This window comes from Niabella aquatica, assembly GCF_054779315.1.
Map to the genome: position 1 here is coordinate 292,763 of NZ_BAAGYM010000008.1, position 11,443 is coordinate 304,205.

7 protein-coding genes are annotated in these 11,443 nt (G+C 43.6%); 5 read left to right on the plus strand and 2 right to left on the minus strand.

From position 1 onward, the window contains the following. Window positions 1-49 precede the first annotated feature (49 nt). From ACYVBM_RS08220 to ACYVBM_RS08240, 5 genes are all read left to right on the plus strand, one after another. The gene (locus tag ACYVBM_RS08220; protein WP_460685159.1) at window positions 50-3,418 is read left to right on the plus strand and encodes a SusC/RagA family TonB-linked outer membrane protein; all 3,369 of its coding nucleotides are present in this window, start codon (window positions 50-52) and stop codon (window positions 3,416-3,418) included. Between the two features lie 85 nt (window positions 3,419-3,503). Beyond that, a complete protein-coding gene (locus tag ACYVBM_RS08225; RefSeq protein ID WP_460685160.1) occupies window positions 3,504-5,396 on the plus strand; it encodes a RagB/SusD family nutrient uptake outer membrane protein in 1,893 nt (630 codons plus the stop codon). 147 nt (window positions 5,397-5,543) lie between these two features. Continuing rightward, window positions 5,544-7,133, plus strand: coding sequence for a right-handed parallel beta-helix repeat-containing protein (locus ACYVBM_RS08230; RefSeq protein ID WP_460685161.1), 1,590 nt, complete (start codon window positions 5,544-5,546; stop codon window positions 7,131-7,133). A gap of 70 nt (window positions 7,134-7,203) precedes the next feature. Continuing rightward, the gene (locus tag ACYVBM_RS08235; protein WP_460685162.1) at window positions 7,204-8,490 is read left to right on the plus strand and encodes a glycoside hydrolase family 88 protein; all 1,287 of its coding nucleotides are present in this window, start codon (window positions 7,204-7,206) and stop codon (window positions 8,488-8,490) included. A 365-nt stretch (window positions 8,491-8,855) separates the two neighbouring features. Further along, window positions 8,856-10,118, plus strand: a complete 1,263-nt coding sequence (locus ACYVBM_RS08240; protein ID WP_460685163.1) for a DUF2264 domain-containing protein — start codon at window positions 8,856-8,858, stop codon at window positions 10,116-10,118. A 54-nt stretch (window positions 10,119-10,172) separates the two neighbouring features. Here the strand turns inward: ACYVBM_RS08240 and ACYVBM_RS08245 are convergent, their stop codons facing one another. Further along, window positions 10,173-10,823: an NAD(P)-dependent oxidoreductase gene (locus ACYVBM_RS08245; protein WP_460685164.1), complete on the minus strand. Its 651-nt coding sequence runs from the start codon at window positions 10,821-10,823 to the stop codon at window positions 10,173-10,175. A 50-nt stretch (window positions 10,824-10,873) separates the two neighbouring features. Next, window positions 10,874-11,281 (minus strand): Rrf2 family transcriptional regulator, encoded by a 408-nt coding sequence (locus ACYVBM_RS08250; RefSeq protein WP_460685165.1) that lies wholly within the window; start codon window positions 11,279-11,281, stop codon window positions 10,874-10,876. Window positions 11,282-11,443: the final 162 nt, after the last annotated feature.

The following is an 11,443-nucleotide window of genomic DNA, read 5'->3' on the forward strand; positions in this document are numbered from 1 at the left end:
AACGATTGTTCTTACAGGATGCTATTTTTTTATACAAAAAATCACAACTATGCTTTTACAGAAAACAATGCATGTTTGGGGCGTAATTAGGCTTGGGGTACTAATTTGCGTTACCTTTTGTTTACCCCTTTTTGCCAGGGCGCAGAGAAATACGGTTTCCGGAACTGTGTTAGATGAGCAGGCCCAACCCATTTCAGGAGCTTCTGTTATTGTAAAAGGCTCTTCGGTGGGAACAAACACTAACGAAGAAGGGAAGTTTACCATTACTTTAGCCCCAAACGGCATACTAGTAATATCCTCGGTAGGTTACGAAAGCCGGGAGCAAAATGTAGGAAGCCTACCCGAGATCACGGTTGTATTAAAATCAACAACAGGTGCGATGGATGAAGTGGTAGTAGTAGGGTACGGCACACAAAGGAAGGTGAACCTTACAGGTTCTGTATCTTCTATAGGCGCCGAAAAAATCGCCAACCGGCCGGTAATGAACCTTTCTTCTACGTTGGCCGGGGCTGCGCCCGGTGTGCGTGTAACACAGGGGCGTGGAAATCCTGGAGATGAAAATGTATCTATACAGGTACGCGGAACCGGATCTTTTAACAATAGCGCTCCTTTAGTATTAGTAGACGGGGTGGTTGCAGATATGGTTCCGGTGAACTCGGATGATGTGGAAAGTATTTCTATTTTGAAAGACGCTGCTTCTGCCGCTATTTATGGTTCCAGGGCGGCCAATGGTGTAATTTTGGTTACTACTAAAAAAGGAAAAAGGAACCAGTCTCCACGGGTTACTTTCAGTGCATTGTATGCCAACGAAAAAGCGATGACGGATCTGAAGTTTATGTCCAATACTGCAGACTGGATGGAGTTGCACAATATTGCAAAGACTAATGCTATCGGCGCCGCGGCCACGGATTATTTACAAACGACGATAGATGAATGGCGTGCTGCAAATGCCAACCCCAACGGAACATATACGAACCCGGTTACAGGACAGACCATTCCTAACTGGCTGGCGTATCCAAATACAGATTGGGCCCAGATTATTTTTCAACCCGACATTTATCAACGGTATGGTGTATCTGTTTCGGGAGGAAGCAAGAATTCAAATTATTTGATGTCGCTGGGCTACCAGAATAACCCCGGCACATTACCTAATACCGGTATGCAGCGCTTTAATTTAAGAGCGAACCTCGAAACAAAAATAGCCGATATCATTACTTTTGGCACACAAACCTATGCTACCAAAGAATATAAAAAGCCTGGTAGCACCGATATGACTTATTTGCTCCAGGCCTTTCCGGGAATGACTCCTGAATACAATGGTCTGTTAGGATCCAGTGAAGACCCGAATACTACATCGCAAAACAATATCCTGCAATCGTTGATTTCCAGGGGAGGATTGAACGAGTTTACCCGCATCAATACCACCTGGTACGCCAATGCCGATTTATGGAAAGGGATTGTGGCCGAGGCCCGGTTTAACTATAGTGAATATATGCGGCAAGATGAAAATTATTCTAAAAATTTTCCTTTGTATAGTTTCCGTGAAAGTTTTGAAACGCCAAAGGAGGGCGTTGGTAACTTAGATCAGGCAACCAGCTCACGTTACTCATACACATCTAACAGCTATACCGCCAACCTTTTGTTACGTTATAACCGCAGTTTTGGCAGGCACGATGTAGGCGGTTTATTGGGATATGAGCAGTACCATGCTCAAACCAGTGGCTTTCGCCTTACAGTAAGAGGGCTTCTTGACTGGAGTGTTACAGATATTAATTCTGGAAGTACAGTGGATAATTTTGGTTCTGATGATAATAAAAGAGATGCTGCAAAAAGTGAGTATGCGATGTTGTCATATTTTGGCCGTGTGAATTATGCGTTTGACCGTAAATACCTGTTTGAAGCCAATTTCCGTTCAGATGCGTCATCTAAATTTGCACCGGGTCACCGCAGCGGGCTTTTCCCCTCATTTTCAGCAGGATGGGTGGTAAGCAATGAACCTTTCTTTGCAGGAGCAAAAGATGTAGTGAATTATTTAAAATTAAGAGGATCTTATGGTACACTGGGCAATACGGTAAGCGGCAATTACGACTGGCAAACCCTGTACCAGAAAGTAAATAACGTATTTAACGAGCAGGTAGCTAACGGTGTAATACAGCAAACCATCCAGAACCTGAGCCTGTCGTGGGAAAAACTAACCACTTATAACCTGGGTCTCGAAGCTAAATTTTTAAAAAACCGCCTGAGCACGGAGGTAGATCTTTATTATCGCCATACATCGGATATCCTTGCCGATGCGATCATATACCGTACAATGGGTAATATCAGCGCACCGAAGGAGAACAAAGCTTCCCTGGCCAATAAAGGCATTGAGCTTACACTGGGCTGGAACGACCGTGTGGGGGATTTCAGGTACAGCATCAGTGGTAACGTTAGTTACAATAAAAACGAGGTTACTAAATTTAAAGGAACCTTAAATTATGCACAGGACGCCGCTACGCCTGACATCTGGAAAAACCCAACCTGGCGCTATACCAACTTGGCAGATGTGTCTACAGGTGGCGATACACGCAGGGTAGAGGGCCACATGATCGATGAATGGTTCCTGCGCAGGCCCTATGCCGGAACCGGAACATACACCAATTCAGACGGCTCTGTAAATCCGAATGGTGGCCCTAAAGACGGTATGATACGCACCAAAGCCGATCTCGAATGGGTAAAATCTATGATTGCGGCAGGATACACTTTTGGTAATGGAGCAGGAAATACTGTAGGTTTCGGAGCTGCCAACATTTGGTATGGACAGATGATTATGGCCGATATAAACGGTGATGGAAAATATGGCAACGATGATGACCGGGACTTTCTTGGCAAATCTGCCACGCCCAAATTTGTATTCGGTTTAAATATGACTGCAGCCTGGAAGGGCGTTGACCTTAGCATGCTTTGGTCCGGACGTGCGGGTTCTTATCATTATATCAATGAACGTGGAGCAAACGGATCTATCCTGGCAAATACCAGGGATGCGGTTCCGGCCGACGCCTGGACTAAATATTATTTTTATAATGCCGTAAAAGCAAATACCGACTATGCCAACTATGACCCGGCAACCGACCCGACCGCAAATGTAAACGCGAAATTTCCACGATTGTTGTCTGCAAGTTCAATTATGCCGTCTAATACCTTTTACCTCTATAATTCATCTTACCTGAAGCTGAAATCTTTACAGGTGGGCTATACCATTCCTCAAAAATGGGTAAGCAGAGCCAGGATAAGCGATCTGCGTGTTTTTTTCTCCGGGGAAAACCTGCTTACGATCCAAAATAAAAATTTCGAGGGTGTAGATCCCGAACTGGGCAGCTCTATAATTGTGTATCCTATAGCGAGAATGTACTCTGCCGGAATTACACTTTCATTTTAAAATTTTTACAGATTTATTGGAAACATAACAGCATGTGGTTATCAGCTATGTTTCATCAGAACCTTAAAACAATAAAATTAAACACATGAAAAGGATAATATATTTCTTAACAATAGCTTGTGTTGCAGGTATGTTTACGGCATGTAATAAGCTATTGGAAACGACGCCTAACAATAAAATATCTTCAGGCACCATGTGGACAACAGAAAGCCTGGTAGATCAGGGAGTAATAGGCGTTTATTATTCATTGCAAAGGCCGGTACGCAGCAACGGTATTGTAGGAGAAGGAGACGTGAATATGGGTTATTATGGCTTTGAGGCTTTTGGTATGAGTGGCCAGGGAGAGTACGCACTGGAGAACCTCTTCTCCAGTAATGTTAATCCAAATAATGCCACTTTTAACTTCATGTGGAAATGGTTTTACGATGGTATTCACCGGGCCAATGATGCTATTGCACATATTCCTAACGCCCCGATGAAAGAAGAGAAGAAAGCGCGGCTGGTAGCAGAATGTAAGGCTTTGCGCGGTTTTTTCTATATGCGTTTAAACGAATTGTTTGGCCGGGAAGGATTGGGAGTACCAGTCTATACAGAACCCATAGATCCTTCTGAAGCTACTAAAGGACAAAGTCCAGAAGCCGATGTGTGGGCACTGGTTATACAGGACCTTACGGATGCCATTAATGAGCCCAACCTGCCCAATAATCAAATACAGGGCCAAGGCCGGATGAGCAAAGGAGCTGCATACGCTTTAAGAGGGCGGGCTTATTTCCTCACTAAAAAATATGATCTGGCTGTCGCCGACTTTGCCAAAGTGGGAGAAATGGGCTACAAGCTTTTTTCTAATTACAGACAATTGTTTAAAGTGGCCAACGAGCGCTGCGAGGAAATGATCATGAGTGTGCAATATATTGAAGAACCCGATGGATACGGGTCCCGGTTACAAAAATATTGTGCTGCATGGAGCCAGGGAGCTAAAGATGGCGCCGGCTGCTGGACGGACTTACAGGTTACTCCAGCGATAGTAAACCTGTACGAAGTAATCGTTGACAATAACACGGTGAAACCATTTAACTGGACCGATTTCTTTCCGCAATGGAATACCATCAGCGCAGCCACTACAGCCAACCGGAAAGTCTTTTTTATCCGCGATCAGAAAATAAACGGAACAGATATACATTCTACCGTAACCTCACTTATTAATGGTGAATTGAATAAATTAGAGGCTTCTGTCAGAGCGCTGTATTTGCCCGAAGGAAATGAAGCCCGGCTGAAAGCCGCTTATGCCAGCAGGGACCCGCGCTTAGCGTATAATGTAGTTACACCATATTCCGATTATAAGGGCGTAAACAGTACCAGGACAGCAGATGCTACGTACACATTCCGGTTCCCTGCCAATAAATATTATGCAGATCAGGCATCTGCAGAGCCTAATTTGAGGACCGGTTTGCCCGCTACTTATTATACTTCCGGCACCTGTAACGCGCAGGCAGAATTTAAATACATCCACCGCAAATTTGTAGGCGAGGGTTTGGAGTATGCGCGCAGGCAAAACAACCCGGTGGATGAGCCAATTATTCGTTACGCTGATGTGTTATTGATGTGGGCCGAGGCATTAGTTGAAATGAATGACCTCGCCGGGGCTATGGCCAAGGTAAAACAGGTAAGGGACCGTGTGGGCATACCCACCATGGCATCGTCGTTTGCCAGTCAAACGGCTGCGCGTAATTATGTGCGCGATGAACGCCGGCGCGAGTTTGTAAATGAAGGGGTGAATTTTTTTGATGAAATGCGCTGGAAAACTTTAAAAGAAACAAAATTCAGTGAGAAAGTAGCACAGCACGCCTGGGGCGGCACCGAAAATACAGGGGGCACTACTTATGAATGGATAGGTGACTATTATTATACATGGCCGGTTCCAAAAGCAGAAATAGAATTAAACCGTAACCTGACGCCTACTCCCGGCTGGGTTTATTAAATGATTTTCAGGGGTAATCCGGATATCTTTCATCATTTTTAGAGGGAGGAATGCAACAATTACCAACAAAACGGTTAGTTTAGGCACTACCTCCCTCTATATAAACCCTGGCAATCCGTATTTTTTTAGGATATCAACATTTTGTTTATGAAAAGAATAATGTTATTGTTTTTGTTTTTCTGCACCTGTTTTTCGTTTTGTAAGAAACCGGTATGGAAAACAAATCCAGGGAACAGCATATATAGTAAATCCAATACCTACTATATAGATCCTGACGGGAACGACAATAATACAGGTCTCAGCGCTGCGGATGCATGGAGATCACTATCCAAAGTAAATTCCTTAACATTTTTCCCTGGCGACAGTATCCTGTTAAAAAGCGGAGGAGTATGGAATGAGACCCTGCAGCCCAAAGGTTCAGGAAAAGAAGGGGCGCTTATCGTTATTGATAAATATGGCGAAGAACGCAAACCTGTAATTAATGGCGGAGGAAAAACAAATGGATCAAGCACATTGCTTTTAAATAAAGTTTCTTACTGGCAGGTAAACAACCTGGAAATAACCAATACGGTTCCGGAGGGCATTAGCTATGCAGTTACCGGTATCAGGGTGAATGGCGGAGGACTCACGGATACTTTTTGTACAAATATTACTATTAAAAACTGTTACGTACATCATGTAAATGCCGCAACAGCTAAGCAAACCAATTACGTTAAGGGAACGGGGGGTATTATTGTCAGTGGCAAGCTAAGCGATGTATTGATTCAAAGCTGCCATATTGCCAACTGTTCGGTGGAAGGATTGCGCACCACAGGATTTTCGGATATGACTAACCGGTCGAAAAATATTGTATTTGATAATAATTGGATTGAAAATATTTACGGGGATGGTATTGTTATGGCCCAGGTAAGCGGGGGCGCCAAAATTACAAATAATACGGTGTATAACGCATGTATGACCAATGACATCAACTTTGCCGGGATATGGACAGTAGCAAGCACAAACACGCTTATTTCCCGTAATGAAGTATATGGAATGAAAGGCGGTGGCCCCAACGACGGCATGGCATTTGACGCTGATGGATGGGATGACCTTTCTGCTACCGAAGGCGATATTTTTGAGTATAATTATTCGCACGATAACAACGGCGGCTTTTTCCTGTTTATGTCTAAAGCCAACAATATTACCGTAAGGTATAATGTAAGTGTAAACGATGTGGGTGTTGCAGGCCGTAAGAAATTGTTCCTTATTCAAAACAGCACCAACAAAGATCGCTACGTGTATAATAATGTATTTTATATAAAGAACCCCGTAGAGATGCTGTTTTGGGAAGGGTCGGGCGCTGAGTTTTCCAATAACATATTTTATACAACAGCTGCTATAAATAAACTCGCTGATATTACGCCCGACAGCAGGGCGCGTTTTTATAATAATTGCTTCTATCCTGCAGCAACGTTTACAGCCCTCGATTGGGGCACATCGCTGCGTAACAATAATTTTTACAATAATCCTTTATTTGAAAACCCTGCACCGGGTTTGGGCCTTAAGGCAGCCTATGGATATAGGATAGGCGAAGCTTCTCCCTGTCGCAATGCCGGTATTTTTATTCGGAACAATGGAGGGAAAGACTTTTCAGGAAATAGCCTTCCTGCCGGGAATCCTGATGTAGGTGCTTTTCAGTATGCTGTTATATCGCAGGCGGGCAGTTCATTGGCAAAAGCCCAGAAACGCGAATAATGATTTGCATTGTTAAGGATTAGATGTATTATTGTTCGAATAAACTAACATCAAGTTTGTATATTTAAAAATGTATAGAAAAGACTTTTTTACCGCTATATTTTTTGCTGTAGCGTTGGTTTCCTGCACAACGGCCCAAAAAGCGGCAAGCCCGGCAGCCGGCGATTTCGTAAAAGAAAACTTTATTCATGCAACCACCATGCTAAATGGCATGTTGAAAACCGCCAATAAAAAATTTGCTGCCAAAAACGGCGCTTTTCCGCGAACTACTAATAAAAACGGAAAACTGGTTACCACTTCTATGTATGACTGGACACCCGGCTTTTTTCCCGGAAGCCTTTGGTATGTGTATGAGTATTTTAAAGAGGAATCGTTAAAAGCCGAGGCAGAGAAATGGACAGAAAAGCTGGAACCATTGCAAACCTTTACCGAACATCATGACCTGGGCTTTATGATGTACTGCAGCTATGGCAATGCATACCGGCTGGCCAATAAGCCGGAGTATAAAAATATCCTCATTAATTCGGCCAAAGCATTAAGCACCCGCTTTAATGCAACCACCGGTTGTATAAAGTCCTGGAATGTTTTTAAATCCTGGCATGGCAATGCCACCTATGATTTCCCGGTAATTATAGATAATATGATGAACCTCGAAATGTTGTTTTTTGCATCAAAGGTCTCGGGCGATGATTCATTCAGGCAAATTGCCATTAAGCATGCCGAAACTACTATGAAAAATCATTTCCGGCCCGATTACAGCTCTTATCATGTAGTTTGTTATGACAGCAATACGGGCAAAGTAATAGCTCGTGAAACAGCACAGGGGTATGCCGATAATTCTACCTGGAGCCGCGGGCAGGCATGGGCTGTTTACGGTTATACGATGGTGTACCGAGAAACCCAAGATCCCCGTTTCCTGGCATTTGCATCGGGCCTGGCCGATTATTTTATCGATAATAAAAACCTGCCGGCAGATGCGGTTCCTTACTGGGATTTCAACGCAAATGAAGCCGGGTATACGCCTGGTATAAAGTCGAATGCAAATAATATTACAATAAAATACCGGGATGCTTCTGCCGCTGCAATCACAGCGTCTGCCCTGCTGGAACTGAGCACGTATATAAAAGGGAAAGCTGCTGAAAAATATAAAAAAGCTGCCGTTAAAATGCTGCATTCGCTGGGCGCTGATGCATACAGGGCACAGGCCGGAACCAACGGGAATTTTATTTTGAAGCACTCTGTAGGTAGTATTCCGCATGATACGGAAATAGATGTTCCGCTGGTGTATGCCGATTATTATTTTTTAGAGGCTTTATTGCGATATGAAAAATTGGAGAAAGGGCAATCCCTGTTTTAATTTTCAAGAAGCCTGTAAACACATTTATGAAACCAGGTTGATCTTATTTTTAACCGGTCTGAGCAATGTTTAGCAAGCGGGCCTGCAGATATATTAAGAAAGATACGTAAGATTATATTAGACAAAAACTTCAGGGGAGGATGCCTCACGAAGTGATACCACAAATGCATGAATAAAATTATGGGTAGCGCCCTATTTAAGCGCCGAAGATGCCTATCTGTGAATTGGTGGCATTAAAAGGAAACGTAACAACCTGCAGCGAAGATTAAGTTTATGTGCCGAACTCCCTTCTGCGAGCAGGGGATCGTTCCCTTTAAGAATTTAAATAAGCGCGTTATAAAAAAGAACAAAAAATGACACATTTTATGAAATTATTTTTTATTGCATTCGTCTTCCAGTTTTTATACCTGCCTGATACTACTGCTCAAAAAAATAAGCCGGTGCTGACGCAAACAGGTGCACAGGACCGTGCGTATTGGGTAAAAGCATTGCATAAAATAGCATGGCCGGTAGTAAATAATCTTGCCAGCGGAACCCTTAAAAAGAACATGCCGCTGGAGAAAGGACCTGGTTATGGCCTGGCGCTTGAAAAAGTTACTTATTTAGAAGCCGTAGGTCGCTGCTTTGCAGGTATAGCGCCCTGGCTGGAGCTGCCCGACGATAATACAGAAGAAGGAAAGCTGCGGAAGCAATATAAAGCGCTTGCTGTTAAAGGGCTTACCAACGCGGTTGACCCACAGAGCGAAGACCGTTTAAACTTCAGGGAAGTAGGGCAGCCCATTGTAGATGCGGCTTACCTGGCGCAGGCTTTTATGCGCGCACCTAAAGCGTTATGGGAGCCATTGGATGAAACCACCAGACAACGGTTTATTACAGCATTTAAATCGCTGCGGGACAGGACAGGAGCCTATAATAACTGGCTGCTGTTTGCTGCTATGTGCGAAGGTTTTATCCGTTTGCAGGGAGAAGAGTTTGACCCGGTAAGAATTGATTACGCGCTGAATAAAATGCGTGAATGGTATGTGGGCGATAGCTGGTATAAAGACGGCGACCTGTTCAGCATGGATTACTACAACTCTTATGTAATACACCCTATGCTGGTAGACCTGCTGGGCTCGCTCAAAGTAAAGCCCAAAACAAGATACAACCAGAAAGGGTATAGTGTAAACGAAGCGTATAGCGAGGCTCTGAGAAGAATGGTGCGTTATTCGGAATATTTGGAGCGTATCATTGCGCCTGATGGTACTTATCCTGCCTATGGCCGCTCCGTTACTTATCGCACGGCTGCATTCCAGGCTTTGGCGCAAACCGCGTTAATGCACCAGTTGCCGGAATGGGTAACACCATCGCAGGTACGTTGTGCTTTAACCAAAGTGTTTTACAATATGTATGAGGGTAACCAGAACTTCGATACAAATGGCTGGCTGGTGCTGGGCTTTAACGGCCACCAGCCCATGATCGCGGATGTGTACACCTCTACCGGAAGCCTGTACATGGCAACGCTTGGTTTTCTCCCGTTAGGCCTGCCGGCTAATGATCAATTCTGGGCAGATCCTCCGGCAGACTGGACCAGCAAAAAAGCATGGAGCGGGCAGCCGGTGAAGAAGGATTATAAAGTCGAATACTAAACGATCCTGGTAATAAAAAAACCGGAAAGATAAGTTCCGGCTTTTTTATTGCTTTTAATAGCCCGCTGTGAAGCGCTGCTTCAGGTGGCTGTTTTGTTCCAGTTCATCGGCAATAACTACTGCTAAATCTTCAACAGAAAGCCGGCTCCTGTTTTGTTCATCAAAAACAGGATGATCAGAAGCTGTTCTGTACTTGCCGGTTCTTGTACCTGGCGAGGCGGGGCTCATTTCTATAGCCGGGCTGAAAAAGGTCCAGTCTAAAGTGTCGTTTTGCTTGAGCTCATTTAAGTAATCTCTTGCGGCTGTTGCTCCCTGCTTAAATGCAGCAGGGAACTCAGGACTGTCTACCAACTGGGTTCCATCAGGAAGTAACAGACTACCGGCACCGCCAACTACAATAAGCCGTTTAACTCCAGAAGCCTCAACTGCCTTTTCTATATTACGCGAACCCGATAAAAAATCTTCATAAAGATCCGGGTTGGCCCAGCCTGCATTAAAGGCACTTACTACGGCATCGGACCCTTGTAGCACATTCGTTAATTCTTTAACATCGTTTACGTTCGCATTTGCAGTTGTGACGTTATTCCCGGGGGTAATTGATGAGGTATTTCTTGCAATAGCAAGAACCTGGTGGCCCCTTCCGGCCAACTCTTTCACTATGTGTGAGCCAACAAAACCAGAGGCTCCGATTACAGCAACTTTCATACTATATGTTTTAATTGTAATAAAAAAGGTTACATTTTAAGAGAAAAAAATTATTTTAACTGTTTGCTAAACTGTTGCAGGTTCTGCTGCCCCAGGTAATTATAAACGAGCGTATCCGTTTGCGCATATAATTTTTCAAGATGTTTATTAATTACTTTACCTATGCTGCATTGTGGATTAGGGTGATTTTTTTTTCCTAAAAGCTCACTGTTTTTAACAGCCGCATAAATGTCTGATATAAAAATGTCCTCCCCCTTTTTTGCAAGCTTCACTCCTCCTTCTTTCCCAAGCCGGCTTTCGATCATACCCGCATTTTTTAAAATTCCGATCTCTTTACGAACAATAGCAGGATTGATATTGATGCTTCCGGCGATCCAGTCAGAAGTTAACCATTGTTCCCTGTATTTTTCCAGTAAAACCATAATATGTATCGCCGTAGCAAACCTTGTATTATTCATGCCTCTGCAAAGATAAAGAGAAAAATTTAATTGTAACAAAATTTATTACAATTCAATATTGAATTGTATATTTCACTTATATACACCTTTTTATTCATTCTAAAAAAATCCGGTTCGGCCAGAGTAATATTCCGCCGTTACCCAGTGATAGAAGCTGATTTT

Coding starts and splice junctions, on each gene's coding strand:
- ACYVBM_RS08220 (WP_460685159.1), top strand. CDS start 50: ATGCTTTTACAGAAAACAATGCATGTTTGGGGCGTAATTAGGCTTGGG.
- ACYVBM_RS08225 (WP_460685160.1), top strand. CDS start 3,504: ATGAAAAGGATAATATATTTCTTAACAATAGCTTGTGTTGCAGGTATG.
- ACYVBM_RS08230 (WP_460685161.1), top strand. CDS start 5,544: ATGAAAAGAATAATGTTATTGTTTTTGTTTTTCTGCACCTGTTTTTCG.
- ACYVBM_RS08235 (WP_460685162.1), top strand. CDS start 7,204: ATGTATAGAAAAGACTTTTTTACCGCTATATTTTTTGCTGTAGCGTTG.
- ACYVBM_RS08240 (WP_460685163.1), top strand. CDS start 8,856: ATGAAATTATTTTTTATTGCATTCGTCTTCCAGTTTTTATACCTGCCT.
- ACYVBM_RS08245 (WP_460685164.1), bottom strand. CDS start 10,823: ATGAAAGTTGCTGTAATCGGAGCCTCTGGTTTTGTTGGCTCACACATA.
- ACYVBM_RS08250 (WP_460685165.1), bottom strand. CDS start 11,281: ATGAATAATACAAGGTTTGCTACGGCGATACATATTATGGTTTTACTG.